Annotated in this window: 16 protein-coding genes; 4 read left to right on the top strand and 12 right to left on the bottom strand. The window is 58.5% G+C overall.

What is annotated here, in order from left to right; all coding sequences use genetic code 11:
* Positions 1-44: 44 nt before the first annotated feature.
* Positions 45-3,200 (bottom strand): bifunctional proline dehydrogenase/L-glutamate gamma-semialdehyde dehydrogenase PutA, encoded by a 3,156-nt coding sequence (putA, locus tag AC27HQ_RS10105; RefSeq protein ID WP_487156025.1) that lies wholly within the window; start codon positions 3,198-3,200, stop codon positions 45-47.
* Positions 3,201-3,546: 346 nt separating this feature from the next.
* Here putA and AC27HQ_RS10100 point away from each other — a divergent pair, with 346 nt between their 5' ends.
* Entirely contained in the window at positions 3,547-4,005 is a 459-nt protein-coding gene (locus AC27HQ_RS10100; RefSeq protein WP_487156024.1) for a hypothetical protein, read from the top strand.
* Here AC27HQ_RS10100 and AC27HQ_RS10095 read toward each other — a convergent pair whose 3' ends face one another.
* From AC27HQ_RS10095 to AC27HQ_RS10085, 3 genes are all read right to left on the bottom strand, one after another.
* A complete protein-coding gene (locus tag AC27HQ_RS10095; protein WP_487156023.1) occupies positions 4,006-6,585 on the bottom strand; it encodes an ABC transporter permease in 2,580 nt (859 codons plus the stop codon).
* The gene (locus tag AC27HQ_RS10090; RefSeq protein ID WP_487156066.1) at positions 6,575-7,228 is read right to left on the bottom strand and encodes an ABC transporter ATP-binding protein; all 654 of its coding nucleotides are present in this window, start codon (positions 7,226-7,228) and stop codon (positions 6,575-6,577) included. Before AC27HQ_RS10090 ends, AC27HQ_RS10095 begins: the two co-directional genes overlap by 11 nt.
* A gap of 114 nt (positions 7,229-7,342) precedes the next feature.
* Positions 7,343-8,563, bottom strand: coding sequence for an MFS transporter (locus AC27HQ_RS10085; protein ID WP_487156022.1), 1,221 nt, complete (start codon positions 8,561-8,563; stop codon positions 7,343-7,345).
* Between the two features lie 272 nt (positions 8,564-8,835).
* Here AC27HQ_RS10085 and AC27HQ_RS10080 point away from each other — a divergent pair, with 272 nt between their 5' ends.
* The gene (locus AC27HQ_RS10080) at positions 8,836-9,594 is read left to right on the top strand and encodes a class I SAM-dependent DNA methyltransferase (RefSeq protein WP_487156021.1); all 759 of its coding nucleotides are present in this window, start codon (positions 8,836-8,838) and stop codon (positions 9,592-9,594) included.
* Positions 9,595-9,615: 21 nt separating this feature from the next.
* Here the strand turns inward: AC27HQ_RS10080 and AC27HQ_RS10075 are convergent, their stop codons facing one another.
* The 3 genes from AC27HQ_RS10075 to AC27HQ_RS10065 all read right to left on the bottom strand — a co-directional run bounded on the left by AC27HQ_RS10075 (position 9,616) and on the right by AC27HQ_RS10065 (position 15,570).
* Complete coding sequence (locus AC27HQ_RS10075; protein WP_487156020.1) at positions 9,616-10,932, bottom strand: methyl-accepting chemotaxis protein; 1,317 nt, start codon at positions 10,930-10,932, stop codon at positions 9,616-9,618.
* A 269-nt stretch (positions 10,933-11,201) separates the two neighbouring features.
* Positions 11,202-12,446: a ribonucleotide-diphosphate reductase subunit beta gene (locus AC27HQ_RS10070; RefSeq protein ID WP_487156019.1), complete on the bottom strand. Its 1,245-nt coding sequence runs from the start codon at positions 12,444-12,446 to the stop codon at positions 11,202-11,204.
* A gap of 280 nt (positions 12,447-12,726) precedes the next feature.
* Positions 12,727-15,570: a ribonucleoside-diphosphate reductase subunit alpha gene (locus tag AC27HQ_RS10065; RefSeq protein WP_487156018.1), complete on the bottom strand. Its 2,844-nt coding sequence runs from the start codon at positions 15,568-15,570 to the stop codon at positions 12,727-12,729.
* Between the two features lie 419 nt (positions 15,571-15,989).
* Between AC27HQ_RS10065 and AC27HQ_RS10060 the strand changes: the two genes are divergently transcribed.
* Together AC27HQ_RS10060 and AC27HQ_RS10055 are read left to right on the top strand one after the other, a co-directional pair.
* Positions 15,990-16,736: a response regulator gene (locus tag AC27HQ_RS10060; protein ID WP_487156017.1), complete on the top strand. Its 747-nt coding sequence runs from the start codon at positions 15,990-15,992 to the stop codon at positions 16,734-16,736.
* A 6-nt stretch (positions 16,737-16,742) separates the two neighbouring features.
* The gene (locus AC27HQ_RS10055; protein ID WP_487156016.1) at positions 16,743-18,338 is read left to right on the top strand and encodes an ATP-binding protein; all 1,596 of its coding nucleotides are present in this window, start codon (positions 16,743-16,745) and stop codon (positions 18,336-18,338) included.
* Positions 18,339-18,347: 9 nt separating this feature from the next.
* Here the strand turns inward: AC27HQ_RS10055 and AC27HQ_RS10050 are convergent, their stop codons facing one another.
* The 5 genes from AC27HQ_RS10050 to AC27HQ_RS10030 all read right to left on the bottom strand — a co-directional run bounded on the left by AC27HQ_RS10050 (position 18,348) and on the right by AC27HQ_RS10030 (position 23,117).
* Complete coding sequence (locus AC27HQ_RS10050) at positions 18,348-18,971, bottom strand: QsdR family transcriptional regulator (RefSeq protein WP_487156015.1); 624 nt, start codon at positions 18,969-18,971, stop codon at positions 18,348-18,350.
* A 162-nt stretch (positions 18,972-19,133) separates the two neighbouring features.
* Positions 19,134-19,895, bottom strand: coding sequence for an SDR family oxidoreductase (locus tag AC27HQ_RS10045; RefSeq protein WP_487156014.1), 762 nt, complete (start codon positions 19,893-19,895; stop codon positions 19,134-19,136).
* A gap of 110 nt (positions 19,896-20,005) precedes the next feature.
* Positions 20,006-20,872, bottom strand: coding sequence for a poly(ethylene terephthalate) hydrolase family protein (locus tag AC27HQ_RS10040; RefSeq protein WP_487156013.1), 867 nt, complete (start codon positions 20,870-20,872; stop codon positions 20,006-20,008).
* 271 nt (positions 20,873-21,143) lie between these two features.
* Positions 21,144-22,010, bottom strand: a complete 867-nt coding sequence (locus AC27HQ_RS10035) for a poly(ethylene terephthalate) hydrolase family protein (RefSeq protein WP_487156012.1) — start codon at positions 22,008-22,010, stop codon at positions 21,144-21,146.
* A 240-nt stretch (positions 22,011-22,250) separates the two neighbouring features.
* Positions 22,251-23,117 (bottom strand): poly(ethylene terephthalate) hydrolase family protein, encoded by an 867-nt coding sequence (locus tag AC27HQ_RS10030; RefSeq protein WP_487156011.1) that lies wholly within the window; start codon positions 23,115-23,117, stop codon positions 22,251-22,253.
* Positions 23,118-23,568: the final 451 nt, after the last annotated feature.

Here is a 23,568-nt window from a genome sequence, read left to right as displayed (position 1 = left end):
TTATCAGTTGGGGGGTATCCCCAGAACCCATCAGATGACGGGTTTCACGGCTCACCATTACCCAGCGACAGCAAGCTGGCATTGCCACCCACTGCCGTGGTGTTGATCGTGCGTGTGCGCTCAGTCACAAAGCGCAACAAATAGTGCGGTCCACCGGCTTTCGGGCCGGTGCCCGAGAGTCCCATGCCACCAAAGGGCTGGACCCCGACCACGGCGCCGATCTGGTTACGGTTGACGTAGACATTGCCGATGCGCACACGTTGATCAATAAAGCGTGCGGTCTCTTCGTTACGGCTATGGATGCCCAGGGTCAGACCGAAGCCGGTGGCATTGATGTCAGCAATCACCTGATCCAGCTGGTCATGGCGCCAGGTAATTACATGCAGGATGGGGCCGAAATGTTCGCGGTCCAGTTCGCCAAGACGGTCCAGGCGAAAAGCGGTCGGGGCGACAAAATGCCCGTCCAGCCCTTTCGGCAAGGTTGTTTCAGCGATCAGACGGCCTTGCTGATTGAGTTGTTCGATGTGCTCGAGCAGACCCTCACGGGCCTCGGCATCAATCACCGGGCCAACATCGGTGGCCCGGTCGCCTGGGTCGCCGACATGCAGCTCGGCCATCGCCCCCTTGAGCAGATCCAGCACTCGCGGGGCGATATCCTCTTGAATGAACAGCACCCGCAGCGCTGAACAGCGTTGACCGGCACTGGTAAAGGCGGAGTGCACGACATCCTTGATGACCTGCTCCGGCAAGGCAGTGGAGTCGACCAGCATGGCGTTCTGGCCCCCGGTTTCGGCGACCATGGGCGCAATGGCCGCCTCCCGCGCAGCCAGGGCTCGATTGATCAGGTGGGCTGTCTGGGTCGAGCCGGTAAAAGCCACCCCGGTGATCCGCGGATCAGCCGTAATCACGCTGCCAACCTGGGCACCATCACCTGGCAGAAGCGCCAGTACGTTGTTGGGCAGCCCGGCCTGCCACATCAACTCAATGCAGCGCACAGCAATCAAACTGGTCTGCTCGGCGGGCTTGGCCACCACGGTATTGCCGCAGACCAAGGCCGCTGATACCTGACCCAGGAAGATAGCCAGCGGAAAGTTCCACGGGCTGATGCAGGCAAATACTCCGCGCCCTTGCAAATACAGCTCGTTACGCTCGCCGGTTGGACCCGGCAGCGTAATCAGGGCAAAGCGCTGGCGTGCCTGCAGGGCGTAATAACGGCAGAAGTCCACCGCCTCACGCACTTCATCAATCCCATCCTGCAGGCTCTTGCCCGCCTCACGGGTACACAAGGCCATCAGTTCGGGCATATTCTCTTCTAGCAGGTCAGCCGTGCGCTCGAGTATGGCTGCCCGCTGCTCGACTGATGTCGCGTTCCAGGCGGGGAACGCGGCTGCCAAGTGATCAATCGCCGTTTGTGTCTGTTCTGCGGTCGCCCACACCACGTCACCCACCTGATGGCTTAACTGATAGGGACACAAGACCGGGCGGGCTGCCCCGGTGAGCCGCTGACCATCAACCAGAGGGGCACCTTGCCAGCGCTGACCCATAAAGCCGGCCATTGCCTGCTGCAAGGGCAACCACTGGTCCAGCACATTCATATTGACGCCCTTGGCGTTGCGGCGCTCCGGGCCGAAGATCGCTGGCGGCAAGGGAATCTGCGGATTGGCCAGCGCCTTGTAGCGACGCAATGCCGTAGCAGGATGTTCGATCAGCGAGTCGACCGGCACGCGGGCGTCCACCAGCTTGTGCACAAAGGACGAATTGGCGCCATTTTCCAGCAGGCGGCGCACCAGATAGGGCAGCAGATCCTTGTGTGCGCCGACCGGAGCATAGATACGCACCGTACAGCCGTATTGTTCAATCAGGGTGTCATAGAGGGCGTCGCCCATGCCGTGCAAACGCTGGAACTCAAAGGGTCGTTGTTCTGCCATGCGCAAAATGCAGGTCACGGTATGGGCATTGTGCGTAGCAAACTGCGGGTAAATATGCCCTTCACACTGGGCGGACAACAGGAAGCGGGCGCAGGCCAGATAGGCCACATCCGTCGCCTCTTTGCGGGTGAATACCGGATAGCCGGCCAGCCCGGCCTGCTGGCACAGCTTGATTTCGGTATCCCAATAGGCACCCTTGACCAGGCGCACCGGTATCAGGTCACCCTGCTCACGGGCCATCAGCGTCAGCCAGCACAGGACGGGCAGGGCACGCTTGGAATAAGCCTGCACCACCAGACCGAAATTACCCCAACCTTGGGTATCCGGATGCCTGTAAACCCGGGCAAACAGTTTGAGCGACAGCTCCAGGCGATCGGCTTCTTCGGCGTCAATGGTGATACCCACATTGCCAGCGCGTGCCTGACGTACCAGTTCCAGCACAGTGTCACCAAGCTCGTCGAGCACCTGGGCCTCGCGGGCCGGTTCATAGTGCGGGTGCAATGCCGACAGCTTGATTGAAATGGTCGGCTTCTGGGCTTTGCCCTTGTAGCCGTCTGCGGCGAGTGCGGCAATCGCCGACTGGTAGTCCTTGAGGTATTTGGCGGCGTCAGTCCGTGTCAAGGCCGCCTCGCCAAGCATGTCGAAGGAGTAGGTGTAGCCAAGATCCCGCATGGCTTTACCGTTCTTCAGCGCCTCCTTGATGGTGCGCCCAAGCACGAACTGCTTGCCCATGATCTTCATCGCCTGCAGCATGGCAGCGCGAATCACCGGTTCGCCACTGCGCTTGACCAGCCGCCCGAGGACAGTGCCCGGGGTGCCGTCCTTGCGCTTGTCCAGGCTGACCACCTTGCCGGTCATCACCAGACCCCAGGCAGCCGCATTGACCAGGGTGTGCTCGCTTTTGCCCAGGTGCTCGTCCCACTGTGCGGCACTCAGCCTGTCGCGGATCAGAGCATCTGCGGTTTCGCTGTCTGGTACGCGCAACAGGGCTTCAGCCAGACACATCAGCATGATGCCTTCCTGGGTATCCAGACTGTACTGCTGTAACAGGGCATCAATGCTGTCGACAGCATTATCACGCTTGCGCACCGCCTCGATCAGTTGGCGGGCTGCCTGACTGACGGCAGTGGCATCTTCCTGCTCGACAACCTGCAACAGCTCATCAACATAGCTTGATTCATCGACCGCGTAATGGGCGCTGACTGTGGCGAGATAATCATCAGCCTGGTGTGCCAGGAAGTCGCCTTTCAGCGCGTCGTTTGCTTTGAACATGTCGCCACCTTTTGGGTTGTTGACCAGTCTCAGCGAGCTAAATTAGGCAGAAGCCCGACTTGGCTATGTATTACAAGCTAGTAGCTATAGCCGGGTATTGCCTGCAAAAATGCGCATTTTTCAAGAAGAAAACGCGATATAAAGGCAAGAATGGACGGGGAAGAGTGCGTTCAGTCACCCCTCGGGGAACGCCCTCGTCTGCAGATAAAACGACTATGTGAGGTCAGCAACAGTGTCGGAAACAGATTGCACAGGGAGTCCGCCGGGCCGGGCTGGTGCGGACTTCAGGTTTGTATTGCCCTGTGACTTCAAGGCCCCTACCGATTGGCAGACGGAGGGCTGCATCATGGTCCCGGCGAGTCCTTATTGGGCCGCCTTGGATTATGCCGCGGTGATGGCCAGTCGTGAATTGTTACAGGGTTTGTTTGGTCTGAACGACAGCTGGCCGCCGGCCAGCCTGACATTGGCTGAAGACAGCGCTGATCTGGCCTGGCATGCGCGCGAGTTTGAACACGGCCGATCCTTTGCTTACAGCCTGCTCAGTCAGGACCGGCAGCGCTGTCTGGGCTGCCTCTACCTGTACCCGACAGCCAGTCCTGAGCACGATGCCGAGGCTTATCTGTGGATCAGTGGGACTGAGCCCGAGGCGGTCCGCCGCAGGCTCGCTGATGAGGTTATTGATTGGTTGCGAATCGACTGGCCATGGCGTCGATTGGCCTGGCCGGGGCGCAGCATCGCCTTCAGTGATTGGCCTTACCGCAACTATTATGCGGTGCAGCGCTACCACAGTTGCGTTGAAGACTGATCAGGCCTCGCGCAGCAACAACGCCGGATTCAACCTCAGCGCCCGCAAGGTGGGCAGCAACCCAGCCAGCAATGCCAAGGTACTGACTGCAGCAGCGACCAAGGCGCCGAGCCACCACAGATCGCCTGCGGGTAGTTTCAGTAAAGTGGCTGCCAGTGGCAGGGCGATGAGTGCGCCCAGGGCGCTGGCGAACAGGGTCGAGAGCAGGGTCAGCAGGCCGGTTTCCAGCAGCATGGCCTGGCGAATGGCGTGATGCCGTGCGCCAAGGCAATGCAATAGATTGGCCTCATAGAGCTGGCGTCTGCGGCTCACGCTGACCACGCTGGACAACACCAGCAGGCTGGCTGCCAGGCTGACCAGGGCCACCGCAGCCAGTCCGGCGGCGGCTTTGTTGAGCAGGCTGCCGGCTATGTCAAGCCAGTCGGCGGTACGCAGGGTGATGACGTTGGGGAGGTTGCTCGCCAACCATTGCTGGCTCGCTTCGGCAGCGGGGTCGCTCTGGTATACCACGCCGACGTAAAGACTGATCAGGTCATCGAGGGCGCCATCCTGTAACACCCCTTCGAACCAGAAACGGGTCTGCAGACCTTTTTGCCGATAGATGGCCCTGATCTCGGCCGTGATCGTCTGGCCCAGGGCCAGAAAGGCGACCTGATCGCCAACGCTCAGACCGAGCTGATTGGCTTCGCGGTCTTCCATGGCCATAAAGACCGGCGCGCCTGCGGGTGCCGGGGCGGTCCACCAGCTACCGGCAACCAGCTCAAGATCTTCCGGGTTGTCTGACAGGTAGCTGAGTTTGTATTCATCGCCCATGGCTTCGCGTCGGGCCTGGGGATCGTTAGCGAGCGCATCGGCAATCGGCTGCTTGTTGATCGCGCTCAGGCGGCTACGTATCAGTGGCAGCAGTTCGGTACGGGCGTCCGGGTCGAGTGATTTTAGACCGGTTTGGAGTGGATCGAGCTGATCGGGGAATACGTCATACAGGATCAGCGCCGGGGCTTGCGCCGGGATGGTCGATTCCAATGCGCGCAGCAGGGTGCTGACCAACAGGGTGCAGGCCACGACCAGAGTGAGTGCCGTACCCAGCGACAGTAGCGTTGCGCGCAAGGGTGAGTCGGGCCGGTGCAGGTTCGCCAGAGCCAGTCGCCGGGCGAAATGCCGCGCAGCAAAACCGCTGTTTTCCAGCGCCCTGGCGGTCCGCTGCAAACCTTTGATCAGGACTTCGAGCAGGCCCCAGAGCCCGATCACGGCTAGAAGAAACAGCAAGCCAAGGTGTGGCGAGGGCAGCCAGGCCAGGGTGGCGACGATATAGGTTGCCAGCAGAGCGTAGCTGGCTACGCGCCAACGCCGCGGCTCATGCCGAGCGGCCTGAACCTGGCCCCTGAACAATCCGGCAGGTGAGGCGGCCAACGCCTTTGCCAGGGCGGGTAGGGCGAAGACATAGGCCGTAAGCACGGCAAACAGCCAGCTCAGCAACAACGGAATTATCCAAAGGGATAACCAGTCGCCCATGCCGCTGCGCATCTGCTGAGTGCTGGATAGGGCAAAGGTATCTCCGGACAAGGCGATGGCGATGCTGGACATGCCCAACCCGATGGCGCCACCGATAAGACCGGCGAGGCTGCCGAGCATGCCTATTTGCAGCAGATAGATGCTCACCAGTGGCTTGCGCCGCAGGCCCAGGGTTTGCAGCGTGGCGATAGTGCCCAGCTTTTCGTCGAGGTAGGCGCGAATGCTGTTGGCGACACCCAGCCCGCCAATAAAGAGGGTGGTGAAGGCAATCAGAATCAACGCCGTGGCCATCTGGTCCAACCGTTCGGCCAGGCGTTCGCTGCGTTCGGCAAAGGTGGTGGTATCCCACTGTGGATCAGGGAAGGCCTGTTCGAATTCGTCGAGCCACAGGTTCAGGTTCTGGTCGGTCTGTATCCGGTATTCAAAGTCCACGCGGCTGCCGGGGCGAATCAGTTCAGTAGCCTCCAGCGCCTGCTCGGCGATCATCAACGGCATGCCGCGCCAGTTGGCGTTCAGGCTACGGTCCGGCTGGGCTTGAATCAGCCCGGTGATACGAAAGGTCGCCGCGCCAATCTCGATCTGATCGCCAATACCCTGATCAAGGCGTTCGGCCAGCAGCGGATCAATCACCGCACCCCAGAGACCGTCTTCTTTGGCTGTCAGTGCGGCCAGCGGTTGATCGGGCGTTAGTTGCAATGTGCCATACAGCGGGTAAGCGGCATCCGGCACCAGAATCTCGGCATTGAAGAAACGCGTGCCATCAGCATCACTGACCATGGTGTTGAGTTCGCGTACCAGCGATAGCTGGCCGGTATTCGCAATCCATGCGAGTACGTCATCAGGTAGCAGTGCGTTACTGTCCAGTTCAACATCACCACCCAGTAGCGCGCGGGTATCACTGAGCAGGCTTTGTTCGACGACCCTGTACAGGCTGGCGGTGGCGGCCACCAGTGTGACGCCGAGTATTAGACAGGCAAGAAACACCTTGAGCACGGTAAGCCTCGAGCGCAGGTCGCTGACGGCAAAACGCAGCATCCACAGGCCCTTGCGTGTCAGATCAGATTGCATGCAGGTGCCCACCTTGCATTCTGACGCGGTGTTGGCAGCGCTCGGCTACCCGCTCATCATGGGTGACCAGAATCAGCGTGGATTGGCTTTGCCGGTGCAGGTCGAACAGTAGCGAGAGTATCTTTTCGCCGGTTTTCGGGTCCAGGTTGCCGGTTGGTTCGTCGCCCAGCAGCAGCGTAGGACGATGCACCAGTGCTCTGGCGATGGCGACCCGCTGTTGCTCACCACCGGACAGTTGGCTGGGGTAGTGCTGCAGCCGATGACTCAGCCCTACCGCATCGAGCATGGCTCTGGCGCGTTCTCGGGCGTCGATTTGTCCGGTGATTTCCAGCGGTAGGCTGACATTCCCCAGCGCGCTGAGGCCCGGCAGCAAATGGAAGGACTGAAAGACGATACCCAGGTGCGCACTGCGCCAGTCGGCCAGAGCGTTGGCATCCATGTCGCCAAGGCGCTGGGTGCCGATCAGGATCTCGCCCTGGTTGGGCCGCTCAAGACCGGACAGTAGCAACAGCAGGGGGGTTTTGCCGCTGCCGGAGGGGCCGGTTATGGCCAGTGTTTCGCCGGGCGGTACACTGAGGGAGGCGTTGTTAAGGACCTCGACAGTTCCCGATTCAGTGGGGTAGGCGAGATGAATTCCACTCATTTGCACGCTGGTGGACACGGAAGCTCCTTACTGAGGTCAGATCATCGAGATACTATGCCACGCCCAGCTCACGCCCAGCGACCTGCCGACACCTGTGGCAACACTCTTCAGCGCTCAGTCGGGCTGAGGCTCCTGAACCGCCACCTCCCTGGGGAATCGCCGAATCAACAGCGTCAATCCAAAGCCGGCCATCAGCACCGATAGGGTAAAGCCGAAAGCAAGGATAAAGCCGCCGGTGCTTTCGATCAGCCAGCCGGCTATGGCGGGGCCGAGGAATTGACCAATGGCAAAGAACAGCGTGGCAAAGCTGAAGGCAATGGGGATGTAACGGGGCGCTACCTGATCGGTAGCGCTGGTCTGGATCAGCGCAAATACGCCATTGATCGAGAGCCCCATGACCAGGAAGTGAAAGAAGAAATAGGGCAGGGACTGATCGATCAATGGCAGGCCCATTGCAATGATCACCATAAAAAGCGACACCGCCAGTGCGTTGCCCCGGCCCCAGTAATCGGACAGCCAACCCCAGAGCGGACCCGCGGCAATGGAAAGCAGGCCCATCATGGCCATAAAGCGTCCGGCGATGGCGGCGCTGTGGTTGCTTTCTACCATAAAGCTGACCATGAAAACTGACTGAACGATATAGCTCAGGCCAATGATGCCGTAGGTGGTCGCGACAATCAGAACCCGGGGGTTTCGGTAAATCAGCCATTTCTCATCCGCTGGCAAGCGTCCGGGAGTGCTGGCCGTTGGTACAGGCGGATTACGCACAAATAGGCCGATCATGACGGCGACACATAAGGCAATTCCGGCAAACATGGCCCAACTGACTCGCCAGCCGCGCTCCCCGAATGCGCTGAGCAGGTAGGGTACCAACACACCTGCGGCCAGCACGCCGATGCCTACGCCGCTGGTCATGCAGCCGATCACCAGGCCACGTTTCTCAGGAAACCAGGTCGCCAGTAGCGCGACCATGGGAGCAAAAGCAAACGCGGTACCAAACCCCAATACGCCCATCAGTATGATGATTAGCCAGAGGTTCGTGGCAACGGTCAGGCCTAGAAATCCTGCCATTACGGTCAGCATGCCAAACAGGATGGACGCTTTTGCGCCCCAGCGCGCCGCAGCCAGGCCGCCGGCCAGAACAAAACAGACATAGCACAGGGCCGTGACGGTGCTGAGGATCCCGGCCTGTTGATAGGACAAACCCAGGTCTGTGCGCATCGATGGCAGGATCAGGCCGTAGGCCAGACGCGCAAAGCCGATCACCACCAGTGATGTCAGGGTGCCGCAGAGCACGGTAATGAACAGGTTGGGACGGTTGGCATAGTGGGACATCTTGGCTCTCTTATGCGCGGGGATTTGGCAGCGGCACAGGGTAGCAGTTATCCCAGGTGTATGGGGTTGCTTGCGTCTTCTTGGTTGGCTTTATTGGTGGGAGCCGTGGCCTCACGGCGAAGGGTGTTGGTGCTTGCAGGGGCGGTGGATTCTGCATCGCGGCGGGGCCGCCGGTCCTACCAGGGTATGACTGATTGTCGTAATCTCGAGCGCGCCTGGTACTTCCGATATATGATTCGCATCCCACCGCGCAACCTCGATTTCAGGCCATTATGCCCAGTAACGCCATTTATACCGATCTGTCGGCTTATTACGATTTAATGTGCGCGGATATCGACTACGGGGCGCAAAGTCAGTGTGTTCAGCGGCTGCAGCAGCTGTTCGGTAACGGTGGCAAACGGCATCTGGATCTTGCCTGTGGGACGGGGCCACATGTGCGCCATTTTCTTGATGCGGGCTACCAGAGCAGCGGACTGGATATCAATCAGCCGATGCTGGACCGGGCGCAGGTTCGCTGCCCGGAGGCGCAGTTCTCGCTGCAGGATATGTGTGCTTTCGGCCTGGACCAGCCGGTTGATCTGGTTACCTGTTTTCTCTACTCCATCCATTACAGCGCCGGCATCGAGCGGCTCAAGGCCTGTATTGCCAGGGTGCATGCGGCACTGATTGCGGATGGGTTGTTCTGCTTTAACGCGGTTGACCGGCAGAAGATCGATAACGGCTCATGGGTGTCGCACAACGTCAGGCAGGCGGATGCGGTGTTCAGCTTCAGTTCGGGTTGGAGCTATTCCGGTACCGGTGAGCGCCAGGCCTTGCGGTTGCGTATCGAGAAAACCACAGCTGACGCAAAGCAGGTTTGGCATGACGAGCATGCGATGGTGGCGGTGAGTTTTGCTGAGTTGATTGAGCTGCTGCAGCCGTACTTTGAGGTGCAGATGCTGGCGCACGATTACGAGCGCATTACGCCCTGGGATGGGGCTTCGGGGAATGCGTTGTTTGTCTGTGTGAAAAAAAACCAAGACACGCGTTGAGCCTGCCTTGAGTCAGCCTGGTCAGTCCTTGATGGCGTCGGCGAACTGCCCTATGGCGCCAACGACACGCTGTGCCTCATCACGAATTTTCAGCATGACCTCGCCGGCCCGGTTGGCCAGTTGCACGCCCTGTTCGGACTTGTTCTTGCTATCGCTCATGCCATTCACGGCACGCTGGGCCAGCTCCATGTTTTGCAGCACTACATCGTTGATTTCGAGTGTGGCTTGACTGGTTCTGGCAGCGAGATTGCGCACTTCATCCGCGACGACGGCGAAGCCGCGCCCCTGTTCACCGGCGCGGGCGGCTTCAATGGCAGCATTGAGGGCCAGCAGGTTGGTTTGCTCGGCGATGCCGCGGATTACCTGAACAATACTGTTAATCCGTTCAGACTGGTTGCCCAACGCGTTGATATGGCCTGAAACATGCTCCAATTCCGAGGCGATTGAGCGCACAATCTCGACGGTTTCCTGCACGGTTTCGGATCCCATCTTGGAGCTTTGGTCTGTTTCAGCGGCGATCTCGAAGGCCAGGCTGGCTGCTGATGATTCGGCATGGCGTCTTTCGACCTGGCTGGTAATGTCACTGGCAAACTTGACCACGCCATACAGCTTTCCGCTGGTGTCATAGAGAGGGTTGTAGGTTGCCCGCAGCCATATTGTTTGACCGTTACGCGTGACGCGCTTAAAGCGATCAGACAGGTACTCACCTTTATTCAGACGCTGCCAGGCGAGCTGGTAGTCCCTGCTGGCGGCGGTTTCGGCGTCGCAAAATATACGATGATGCTTGCCTTTGACTTCCTCAAGCCGGTAGCCCATGGTTTTCAGGAAGTTCTCGTTGGCATCAACAATCTCGCCGTTGAGGGTGAACTCAATCACGGCCATGGAGCGATTAATCGCGTTCAGCAAGCTCTCGTGCCGCTGCTCGGCTATCATCGCCCGGGTGATGTCGGTGGCCAGTTTGATGACTTTGATGACGTTGCCTTGCTGGTCCTTGACGGGGATGTAGCTGGCCTCAAGCCAGATGTGACGACCATCTTTCGCTACGCGCATGAAACGGTCACTGAAGCTTTCGCCATTGCCCAGTCGCTGCCAGAAGCGCTGATAGTCATTGCTACCAGTCAGTTCCGGGGTGCAAAACAGGCTGTGCTGTTTGCCTCGAATCTCATCCAGACTGTAACCGACCACCTGAAGAAAAAGCGGATTGGCATTGAGAATGTCGCCCTTTGGAGAAAATTCGATCATCGCCATGGTCTGTCCAATGGCGTTGAGAATTTGATCCTGGATGGCGAGTTGCTGTGTGCTTTGTTGCAAGGCATGGCGAAGGCGTGATCCGAACATGGCTACCTCAATGGGCTTTTTTGTTGGCACGATTGGAGGGTCAACCAGGCCGATATCGAGGATATCGGCATGCCAGGTATTTGCTTGAGTCTGTGTGTAAAAACTATAGCTTGATTATTTGCCTGAGGGGTTTTCTTGAAAGAACCGCTGTATGGCGTCCGCGAAACGACTAAGTTGGATGGTCGATTTCAGTTTGAAGAGAATCGGCATGTCGTGCGCACTGCCGTTGCGCACGACATTAAGGGTAATCTGGTGGGACCCTGTAGGGGTCAATCCCAGCTCAAAGCCCCGCCAGTCTGATACTCGATGACCCGCGTTTCAAAGAAGTTTTTCTCCTTTTTCAGATCCATGATTTCGCTCATCCACGGGAAGGGGTTCACAGTGCCCGGGTATTCTTCCTTCAAGCCGATCTGGGTCAGACGGCGGTTGGCGATGAATTTGAGGTAATCCTCCATCATTGCCGCGTTCATGCCGAGCACGCCACGGGGCATGGTGTCGCGGGCGTATTCGATCTCCAGCTGGGTGCCTTGCAGGATCATCTGCGTGGCTTCGTCCTTCATGCTGGCATCCCACAGGTGTGGATTCTCGATCTTGATCTGGTTGATCACATCGATGCCGAAGTTCAGGTGCATGGATTCATCGCGCAGGATGTACTGGAACTGCTCGGCGACGCCAGTCATTTTGTTGCGGCGGCCCATGGACAGGATCTGGGTGAAGCCGCAGTAGAAGAAGATGCCTTCGAGAACGCAGTAGTAAGCGATCAGGTTGCGCAGCAATTCCTTGTCGGTCTCGACCGTGCCGGTGTTGAAGGTCGGGTCGGAGATCGAACGGGTGTACTTGAGGCCCCAGGCGGCCTTTTTCGCCACGCTGGGGATCTCGTGATACATGTTGAATATCGCGCCTTCATCCATGCCCAGCGACTCGATGCAGTACTGATAGGCGTGGGTATGGATGGCTTCTTCAAAGGCCTGGCGCAGGATGTACTGGCGGCACTCCGGGTTGGTGATCAGGCGGTAGACGGCCAGCACCAGGTTGTTGGCGACCAGCGAATCGGCGGTGGAGAAGAAGCCGAGGTTGCGCATGACGATACGGCGCTCGTCATCGGTCAGACCTTCGGGGTTTTTCCACAGGGCGATGTCGGCGGTCATGTTGACCTCCTGCGGCATCCAGTGGTTGGCGCAGCCGTCCTGGTACTTCTGCCAGGCCCATTCGTATTTGAAGGGAACCAACTGGTTGAGGTCAGCGCGGCAGTTGATCATCTGTTTGGCATCGACGTTGACGCGGGCGGCGGAGCCTTCGAGTTCGTCGAGGCCTTCCTGGATGTCCAGTTGATCGAGTGCAGCCTTGGCGCGGGCGATGGCGTCAGAGTCGTTGCTGGCGATCTGGCGGGCTTCAGCGACCTGTGTAGGGGCCGCGGTAGGCTCCGTTTCGGTGCCCTGTGTCGAGATGGAACTCGACACTCCCAGAGGAGGCGTAGTGGTTTCGGGTGTGTCTAGTTCGTCCCAGCTGAGCATGTGGTGGCTCCCTTTGGTCGCAGCTTGAAGCGGGAAGCTTGAAGCTGAAAGTTGTTTGGTGTGGCGGCTCGGGTGGCGCTTGGCGCTGTCTCGGAGCTGCTGTTGTTGGTGGGAGCTGCGGCCCCGCGGCGAAGGGTTTGGCCCTCTTCGCGACGAGGCCGTCGCTCCTACCGGTTAGGTGAATTCAAAAAGGCTTTTAGCTGGAAGCTGGAAGCTTGAAGTAAACCCTGTCGGTGCGGTCTGCTTCTTCCAGCTTCCAGCTCCAGCTGCCTGCGGCTGGTTATTGGCAGGCCTCGCAGTCTGGTTCGTCGATGGAGCAGGCCTTGGGCACCGGGGCGGGTCCGCCGCTGGAGACGGCGTTGAGTTTGCCGGTGTCGACGGTGGATTTCTCGGTGCTGGTGGCGGCCAGGGCGCGCAGGTAGTAGGTGGTTTTCAGACCGCGATACCAGGCCATGCGGTAGGTCACGTCCAGCGCTTTACCTGATGCACCGGCGATGTACAGGTTGAGTGACTGGGCCTGATCGATCCACTTCTGGCGGCGGCTGGCGGCCTCGACAATCCACTTGGTTTCCACTTCAAAGGCGGTGGCGTACAGGGCTTTCAAGTCGGCCGGGACGCGGTCGATCTGCTGTACCGAGCCGTCGTAGAACTTCAGGTCGTTGACCATCACCGGGTCCCACAGCTTGCGCGCCTTGAGGTCGCGCACCAGGTAGGGGTTGATCACGGTAAATTCGCCGGACAGGTTCGATTTGACGTACAGGTTCTGGTAGGTCGGCTCGATCGACTGGGACACGCCGGTGATGTTGGCGATGGTCGCGGTCGGGGCAATGGCCATGATGTTGGAGTTGCGGATGCCTTTCCTGGCGCGCTGGCGCAGGGGCTCCCAGTCCAGGGTCTGGCTGCGGTCGACGTCGATGTACTTGGCGCCGCGCTGCTCGGTAAGCATCTCCAGCGAGTCCAGCGGCAGGATACCCTGGTTCCATAACGAGCCTTCGAAGGTGGCATAGCTGCCGCGTTCCTCGGCCAGATCGCAGGAGGCCTGGATGGCGTAGTAACTGACTGCTTCCATCGACTGATCGGCGAAGGTCACGGCAGCATCAGAACCATAGGCGATGTGCTGAAGGTACAGTGCATCCTGGAAGCCCATGATGCCCAGACCCACTGGGCGGTGCTTGAGGTTGGAGTTTTTCGCCTGGGGTACCGAGTAGTAGTTGATGTCGATAACGTTATCCAGCATGCGCACGGCAGTCTTGATGGTCGCTGCGAGCTTGGCGGTGTCCAGCTTGCCGTCAACGATATGGTTGGGCAGGTTGACCGAGCCCAGGTTGCACACAGCGATTTCGTCGGCCGAGGTATTCAGGGTGATCTCGGTACAGAGGTTGGAGCTGTGGACCACACCGACGTGCTGCTGTGGGCTACGCAGGTTGCAGGCGTCCTTGAAGGTGATCCACGGGTGACCGGTTTCGAACAACATGCTGAGCATCTTGCGCCACAGGTCGCGGGCCTGGATGGTCTTGTGCAGCTTGAGCTTGCCGTACTCGATCAGCGCTTCGTAATACTCGTAGCGCTCCTCGAAGGCCTTGCCGGTCAGGTCGTGCAGATCCGGGGTGTCGGACGGGGAGAACAGTGTCCATTTGCCGTCCTCGAACACACGCTTCATGAACAGGTCGGGAATCCAGTTGGCGGTGTTCATGTCGTGGGTGCGACGGCGGTCGTCACCGGTGTTCTTGCGTAGCTCGAGGAATTCCTCGATATCCAGGTGCCAGGTTTCCAGATAGGCACAGACGGCGCCCTTGCGCTTGCCGCCCTGGTTCACGGCGACGGCGGTGTCGTTGACCACCTTGAGGAAGGGCACGACGCCCTGGCTCTTGCCGTTGGTGCCCTTGATATAGGCGCCCAGCGCGCGCACGTTGGTCCAGTCGTTGCCCAGGCCGCCGGCGAATTTGGACAGCATGGCGTTGTCGTGGATCGCATGATAAATGCCGGACAGTTCGTCTGGCACGGTGGTCAAGTAGCAGCTGGACAGCTGCGGGCGCAGGGTGCCAGCGTTGAATAGCGTAGGTGTAGAAGCCATGTAGTCAAAGCTGGAAAGCAGCTTGTAGAACTCCACGGCGCGGGCGTTGCGGTCGGCTTCTTCAATCGCCAGTCCCATGGCCACGCGCATAAAGAAGATCTGCGGCAGCTCGAAGCGCACGCCGTCCTTGTGGATGAAGTAACGGTCGTACAGGGTCTGCAGGCCAAGGTAGGAGAACTGCTGGTCACGGGTGTGATCCAGCGCGGCGCCCAGCACCTCCAGGTCGAATTCCTTCAGAGGTGCATCCAGCAGTTCCAGCTCGGCGCCCTTGTTGATATAGGCGGGTAGGGCCTTGGCATACAGCTCGGCCATTTCGTGGTGAGTGGCGCTGTCAGCGACACCCAGAAAGCCCAGGGCTTCGGCACGCAGGTTGTCCATCAGCAAACGGGCGGTCACGTGGCTGTAGTTCGGTTCGCGCTCGACCAGGGTGCGGGCGGTCATCACCAGGGCGGTGTTGATGTCCTGCTGGGTTACGCCGTCATACAGGTTTTTCAGGGTTTCGCGTTCGATCAGCTTGGCATCCACTTCGGCCAGACCCTCGCAGGCCTCGTCGATAATGGTGTGCATGCGGCCCATATCCAGCGGCACGCGGCTGCCGTCGGGCTGGGTCACGTTCAGCGTCGGGTGGGCTTCAACCGGCTGACGTGCCTGGCGTTGGCGGGAATGCTCTTCACGGTAGAGCACATATGCGCGGGCGACCTTCTGTTCGCCTGAGCGCATCAGTGCCAGTTCGACCTGATCCTGAATCTCTTCGATGTGCAGGGTGCCACCAGAGGGCATGCGCCTTTTGAAGATAGCGGTAATGGTCTCGGTAAGCTGATTGACGGTCTGGTGAATACGGCTGGAGGCGGCAGCCTGGCCACCCTCTACCGCCAGAAAGGCCTTGGTGATGGCGACCTTGATCTTGTCGTCGGTGTAGCCGACCAGGGTGCCGTTGCGTTTGATCACGCGAACCTGACCGGGTGCGGTGAGGTTGAGGTCGCTATCCAATCCGGTGGAAGGTGGCTGACTGTGCTGCGGGCTGGTGCTTGAAGTGGTACCGGATTGCATGGCGGTCTCCTTGCCAATCTTGAACGCTATATGTTGTGCTTGCTGTTTTGCCGGACAGTAATGCCCGAAATTCTGTGGCGCCATGCCCCAAGGCTATGCCGGCACTATTCTCAGGGTTCAGGTGTGGTTGACACATCCCTTGATAAAGGGCTGCATTAACTACATATAGACACCGATTAATTTGTTGGCACAAGATAGTGTGTATTATTCGGCTGTGCAAGTTCATTTTTTTACGCCAGGCTGATGGCCATGTGGTCTCATTCCAGCGGTGAAACCAGTATTTATGCTGCTTTGCGGTGATGTCATTCCTCTTTCTTTGGTCGTCAAAAAAACTCAGAAACACTATATATAGTGTTTCGGCTTATGCTGGCGTTCTGCTGCTGAAATAGGTGTTTTAGCGGCGCAGTTGCTACAATCCGATGCTTACGTCAGTGGGAGAGGAGTGTGGTCAGGTGGAAGCGGTGACAGAGCGCATATTGATTGTCGAGGACGACCTGAAACTGGCCGCCCTGATCGAAGCCTTTCTCAAATCCCAGGGGCTGGACGTGATTCTGCTGACCAGTGGCGCCGGTGCGGTCGAGCATATTCTGGCCAGCAACCCTGATCTTGTGGTGTTGGATCTCATGCTGCCGGGTGAGGATGGCCTGAGTATCTGCCAGCGTTTGCGTGGCGCCGGTTTTGTTCGGCCGATCCTCATGCTCACGGCCCGCAGTGACGATGAAGACCATATTCGCGGGCTGGAGTTGGGGGCCGACGATTACGTCAACAAACCAGTGCGCCCGCAACTGCTGCTGGCGCGTATCCGCGCGCTGCTACGACGCACCGTTGAAAGCGACAATGCCACGGACAAGCCAGTATCGCGTCTGACCTTTGGGGCGCTGGTGATTGATCATTCAAGGCGCGAGGCCTGGTTGAGCAATGAGCGTATCGATCTGACTGGTGCCGAGTTTGATCTGCTCTGGCTGCTGGCCAGCAACGCCGGTCGCATACTCAGTCGAGAGGAAATCTTTACCGCTCTGCGTGGCATCGAATACGACGGCCAGGATCGCTCGATCGATGTGCGGGTCTCGCGCATCCGTCCTAAAATCGGTGACGACCCGGATCTGCCGCGTTTGATCAAGACCGTGCGCAGCAAGGGCTATCTGTTTGTTGACGTTCAGCCCTGAGTTGCCATGAATTCGATCTTTCTGCGCATTTACGGTGGCATGCTGCTGGTTCTGATCACACTTTCAATGCTGGCACTCGTGAGCATTCAACTGGTCAACAGTGTGCGCGCAGAAGATTACCGAGAGCGCATGGCCAGCGGCACCTTTCGGTTGATGGCCGACAACCTGCGTCCGATGGACACCCGCGAGCGCTTGCGCGCACTGGCAGCCTGGAATCGCCTGATCGGCGTGCCGCTGGAGCTCAAATACCTCGATGAGCTGGATCTGGATACCGGCGATTGGTCGCGCCTACTGCGTGGCAAGGTCTTGGTCAGGGCCAACAGGCCAGCCCATGTGCAGGTCTACAGCCTGGTTGAACAACAGGATCAGGTGGTCTTGACCACCGAGATTCAGCGTATTACCGAGAGTCTTGGCCGTGCCACGCTGTATCTGATTGCCGATGAGCTGGTGCGCTTCCCTGAGTCTGATATGCCCGGGCAGTTGCAACGTCTGCGTCGCGACAAGGGATTTGGTTATCCGTTGATTCTGACCCGTATGGCCGAAACCGATCTGGACCCTGATCAGCGGCGTCGTCTTGAGGAAACCGATACGGTGATGACCCTGGGGCCGGACGGTGATTCAATCCTGCTCTACATGAAAATCCCCGATACACAATGGGTCTTGAGTCTGGGGCCCTTGTTTCAGATGAAGGATTATCCGCCCGAGATGCTGCTGATTGTCGGTTTGCTGGTCTTGTCCTTCGGTGGTCTGCTGATCTATTTGCTGGTGCGGCAACTCGAGCAGCGGCTGCAAGTACTGGAATCGGCCGCTACCTTGTTGACCCGGGGTGATCTGAATACCCGTGTCGAGGTTACTGGCCAGGACTCGGTCGGGCGCTTGGCCAAGGCGTTTAATGATATGGCCAGGCATTTGCAGCGGCTCATGTTGATTCAGCGGGAAATGATCGGCGCGGTTTCACACGAGTTACGTACACCGATTGCGCGGCTGCGTTTTGGTCTTGAAATGGTTGAAAACGCAACCAGCGAAACCGAGTTACAGACTTACATGCAAGGTATGGACGGTGATCTCAGCGAACTGGATAAACTGGTGGATGAGATCCTTACCTATGCGCGCCTGGAGCAGGGCGCCCCGGCCCTGACACTGGTGCCTGTGGATGTGCCGGCCATGGTTGAACAGATTGTTCGTGAGCTGGCACCCCTGGGGCAGCAGATCATCCTGCAGACCGTGGATCAGAGTTATGGTCGGGCCGGAGAGGTCGAGGCAGAGCGGCGCTACCTGCACCGGGCCATCAGTAATCTGGTGAACAATGCCTTACGGCATGCCACCAGTCAGGTTCGGATCACAACGCGAGTCGTATATGGGCGCTGTACCGTGCATGTCGAGGATGATGGGCCGGGCATTGAAGAGGAGCTGCGCGAGCGCATCTTCACGCCTTTTTTGCGCCTGGACGACAGTCGTACTCGCGCCTCAGGTGGCTATGGTCTGGGTCTTTCGATTGTCAAACGGGTGATCTACTGGCACAACGGACGAGCCCATGTGGGCCAGTCCGCCGCTTTGGGTGGAGCCGACTTCAGTCTGGAATGGCCGTTACGTCGAGGCTGAGCAGGCGGCTCAGCCGGTATGACCACCGACCAGCAGGCGGAAGGCCTGGTTGGCCGGGCCCGGATCCGGCGTGCGACCACAAATCAGATCGCAATATACCGCGCCCTCACCAATACGGATGATGAAGTAGGCCAGGCTTTCGGCGTCCATCTCCGGATTGATGCGTCCGGCTTCGATTTCCTGCTCGAACAAGGTACGCCAGGTTTCCATCAAGCGGCTCTGCAGACCTGAGATGTTGGAAGTCAGCAACTGGAGCGCCCATTGCGGCTCTGCCAGCATGAAATCATGCATGGCCTTGGCGTTGATCAGTGCAATGTTAATGTCGTTATAGATCTGCGCCAGGTAGTCAACACCTTTTAGATCAGGGTTTTCATTTGCACGTTCAATCGCCTGATCGTAGATGAACTTATACTGCGACCAGAGAATTTCACCCATCAGCAGGTCCTTGTTGCCGACCCAGCGCATCAGCGTGGCGCGGCCAATATTCAACTCTTCGGCCAACAACGACAGGTTCAGACGACGGCCTTCGAGCCACCAGCGGCGGGCCATGCGAAAGGCCGACATGGGGGTGGCGCGTTCATCGGACTTGCGTTGCGAGAGGGCCATGGCCAAGGGGGTTTGCTGACTGCTCATAGTGAATGCCTGTGTAAGAACCATAAGATCAATGCTGTCGCTATGGTAGCAAGGTTGATACCAAGATTAGAAGTGTCCCGCACATGAATCATTGACGATTTAACATGAAAAGCCTGATTTAAAGGCCGGACAGATCTGAATGAGGCAGAGCAGGCAGTCGTTTCAGCCACGACCAATGAAGGGCATGTGGGTTGCCATGATGGTCATGAACTGGATATTGCTTTCCAGCGGCAGACTGGCCATCTGGACTACCGCCTGAGCCACATGCTCGACGTCCATTACTGCTTCCACCTGAATCTCACCATTCGCCTGTGGCACGCCGCGCTGCATGGGTGCGGCCATCTCGGTGGCGGCATTGCCGATGTCGATTTGACCGCAGGCAATGTTGTAGCGTCGCCCATCCAGCGAGGTGGATTTGGTCAAGCCGGTCATGGCGTGCTTGCTGGCCGTATAGGGCGCCGAGTTAGGCCGCGGCGCATGGGCGGAAATCGAACCGTTATTGATGATGCGCCCGCCCATGGGCTCCTGGGCCTTCATGATCCTGAACGCCTGCTGGGTGCATAAAAAGGCGCCGGTCAGGTTGGTTTCAATGGTCGCCTGCCAGTGCTCGAAGCGCAGCTCCTCAATGGGTACGGGAGGCGCGCCGGTGCCAGCATTGTTGAATAGCAGATCAAGTCGGCCATAGCGTGCGTGGAGTGCGCTGAACAGCTGCTCTACTGACTCAGGCTGGCGCACGTCAGCGACAACGCACATGAGCTGGTCCCGCCGGTCACCAGCCTCTGCCTGCGTGGCTTCCAGGGTTTCGGCCCGACGGCCGCTGATCACTACCTGATAGCCCGCTCGCAGAAGTGCCAGGGCGGTGGCACGGCCTATGCCGCTACCGGCACCGGTGATCAATGCAACGGGGTTGGGGTTGGCAGACATGGTTTTCTCCAGACAAGGCCAAAGGCCAAGCATACCTGAAAAAAAAAGGCCGGCTACCCTGAGGAAGCCGGCCAAAATCAAGAACCTACAATGAAAACATCAACCTGGAATCAATTGATCCCTTTGCGTTGAACGCTCCAGCTGGAGCTGGTGCACAGACCGCAGCGGCTGCCGTAGAAGGTGCTCTGGGCATTGCCATCGTTCATCAGGTGAAAGCGGAACCAGGCGGTAGAGGGTCCGCGATAATCACCCCCGTTGCTGAGCGGTTCAAAGTGGCCGGCAAAGCGGCGCTCGCCCCAGAAGACCGGTACGTTGGCACGACGGAATACAGGGGCCGCATTAAGGGTGGGTGAAGCAATGGTGTCAGATCCGCCAGTCATCAGGAACATGGGGCCATTTTGCTGGCTCTGGGACGATGAGCGGTGACCCAGACCGATGGTATAAGGCTGAATCGGCCCGGTTGCGGAAACGCGATTGTCGCGGCCAGCCATGATGGAACCACCGCCGCCCTGGGAGTGACCCGAGGTGCCCACTCGGTTGAGGTTCAGCTTGCCGGCATAGGTGCCACTGGCGCGGCCGTTCTGCTGAACAAGGTAATTCAGGCAGTCGATCATGTCATTGCCTGAACCGGCGTTGCTGGTGCGCGCTGCGGCAACAACAAAGCCGTGGCTGGCCCAATGATTGAGCAGGCCGCTGTAAGAGCTTGGACCTGTGCCAGTGCCGTTACCCCAAAGAATGATCGGGTGGCGGCGGCCGGCTTCACCCAAGGTGCGCGGGCGGTAGATGGTGCAGCTTGGACCTTCATTGCCACTGGTCGTGGAGAAGGAGCCGGAACGGCTGAAATCGGATACCGAGGGGAAATCGGAGTTACCGCCGGATGGCGGAGGTGGAGTCGGAGTCGGGTTGCTGGCCAGAACACTGCCGGAGAACAGCAGAGCAGTAGCGATGACGCTGAGTTTGAGCTTAGGTGCGTTCATGGTTATCTCTCTCTTTTTGGCTTTATTTTTAGCTTGCTGTGCGCCTGTCAGTTAAAGAAGCAGATGCACTCGTCACACTGTCCAAGGTAGAGACAAACGTTTTGTGATGCAGTCGCCTATTCGGGTGAAATTTCCCCTGATTTCTGAAATAGCTGGCATTTATTGCCAAGATGTCTTGTTTTCGCGGTATTTGAATGAATATTCACTCGGCGTAAGCAATAAAAAAGGTCGGCACAGGGCCGACCTTTTCAGTACTGGTACCGCGTGGCTATCAGTTGATACCCTTTCTGCGAACTTCCCAGTCACGATCAGAGCAAAGACGGCAGTTGGAGCCGTAGAAGGTGCTCTGGGCGTTGGCATCATTCATCAGGTGGAAGCGATACCAGGCGGTGGCCGGACCACGGAAATCACCTGCATTGCCGGTGGGTACGAAGTGGCCAGCGCCACGGAGGTTACCCCAGAACACCGGCACGTTGGCGTTGTTGAACACCGGTGTACCGTTCAGAGTTGGGCTAGCCAGGGTGTCAGAGCTACCGGTCATCAGGAACATCGGACCATTCTGCTGGCGCTGGGAAGAGCTGACGTGACCCAGTCCCAGCACGTAGGGCTGGAAGGGCGCTGTCACAGTGATGCGGCTGTCACGGCCAGCCATGATGGTGCCGCCACCGCCCTGGGAGTGACCGGAAGCGCCAACCCGATTGACGTTCAGCTTGCCAGCATAGGTGCCGGAGCTGCGACCGTTCTGCTGTACCAGGTAGGTCAGACAGTCGAGCATTTCTTCACCCGAGCCGGCGTTGCTGGTGCGCGCAGCACCGACGACAAAGCCATGGCTGGCCCAGTGGGTCAGCAGGCTGCCGTAGGTGCTGGGAGAGCCGCCAGTGCCGTTACCCCAGATGATGATCGGGTGACGACGGCCATTTTCGCCCAGGGTGCGCGGACGGTAGATGGTGCAGCTTGGACCTTCGTTGCCACTGGTCGTAGCAAAAGGGCCGGAGCGGCTGAAATCGGATACTGATGGGAAGTCAGAGCCACCGCCTGAAGGTGGAGGTGGTGGGGGCGTGGGGTTGCTTGCGAGTACGCTGGTAGATAGCAGCAGGGCAGCAGTGATGCTGGACAGCTTTAAAGTTGAGGCTTTCATGTAGTGATCTCTCTGTGAGCTTGTTGTTTTTATTGCCTGACGCAGCGTTTGTCAGTAAGGACAAATTGCCACGCCTAAAGAAATGTATCTGTGCTCGCAGATGTATACACTCGCCTATTAGGGTGAATTTCAAGACACTTGTAGCAAATGATTGATTTTGAGCTAAGCGTAAAATTTGAGACAAGGTATTGCTCGGTGGGGCGGCCGTACTGGCCGCCCCTCTGATACAGCCAGGTGTGTTTAGTTGATGCCTTTCTTGCGTACTTCCCAGTCGCGGTCGGTACAAAGACTGCAGTTGCTGCCGTAGAAGGTACCCTCGGCATTGCCATCGTTCATCAGATGGAAACGGTACCAGGCGGTAGACGGGCCGCGATAATCCCCGCCATCCCCTACCGGCACAAAGTGGCCTGCACCGCGCAGGTTGCCCCAGAACACCGGTACGTTGGCATTGTTGAACACCGGGCGACCATTCAAGGTCGGGCCAGCGAGGGTGTCGGCGCTACCGGTCATCAGGAACATCGCGCCGTTCTGTCGGCTCTGGGAAGAGGAGCGGTGACCCAGGCCGAGGACATAGGGCTGGAACGGCGCTGTAACGGTAATGCGGCTGTCACGGCCGGCCATGATGCTGCCGCCGCCACCCTGGGAGTGGCCGGAAGCGCCAACCCGGTTGACGTTCAGCTTGCCAGCATAGGTGCCGGAGCTGCGACCGTTCTGCTCAACCAGATAGGTAAGGCAGTCGAGCATTTCTTCACCGGAACCGGCATTACTGGTGCGCGCAGCACCCACTACGAAACCATGACTGGCCCAATGTTCAAGCAGGCTGCCGTAAGTAGTCGGGCTGCCACCGGTGCCGTTACCCCAGATGATGATCGGATGACGGCGACCGTTTTCACCCAGTGTGCGAGGACGATAGATACGGCAGCTGGGGCCTTCGTTGCCACTGGTGGTGGCAAAGGGACCGGAACGGCTGAAGCTGGAAACCGGGGGGAAGTCGGAGACCCCACCACTTGGCGGCGGCGGTGGTGGTGTCGGGTTGCTGGCCATGACGTGGGTGGATAGCAGCATGGCGGCGGCAATGCCGCTGAGTGTTAACGCAGTCGATTTCATGATGATCTCTCTGTGAATTGTTGTTGTGCAATCAAAGCTGAGACTCAAGTTCATGTGTCTACAAAGCCTCAAGCTGAGACACAGGCTATATTCCACCAGTCTATGATGCAGTCGCCTATTTGGGTGAAATTTACGACAAAGATTGCATGTGGCTATGATTGGTGCTTATTTGATATCAATTTCGTTGGTTTAAAGTTGAATCAGGCCGGTTGGTGTGGCTTTTTTATCTCCTCTCCAGTCGCTGACGGTAGATTGAGGTGGCATTTATTTATTAGTGTCTTGCTATGAGACTATAAGTGATATTGAGGATTTGAGAGTTGTCGCTTGAACGGGTATCGGTAGCGCTGTTTGCTGCTCAGCACGAAGCGTATCACCGGGCCTTATGTACATGGCTGCCACAGGACAATGGTGCAGACGTCAATATGCACGCCAGGTGCGTCAGGCAATGACT

The sequence above is a fragment of the Halopseudomonas sp. 4NH20-0008 genome, assembly GCF_057548395.1.
Note: the sequence above shows the minus strand (reverse complement) of the source record. Positions and strands in the feature narration are given on the sequence as shown.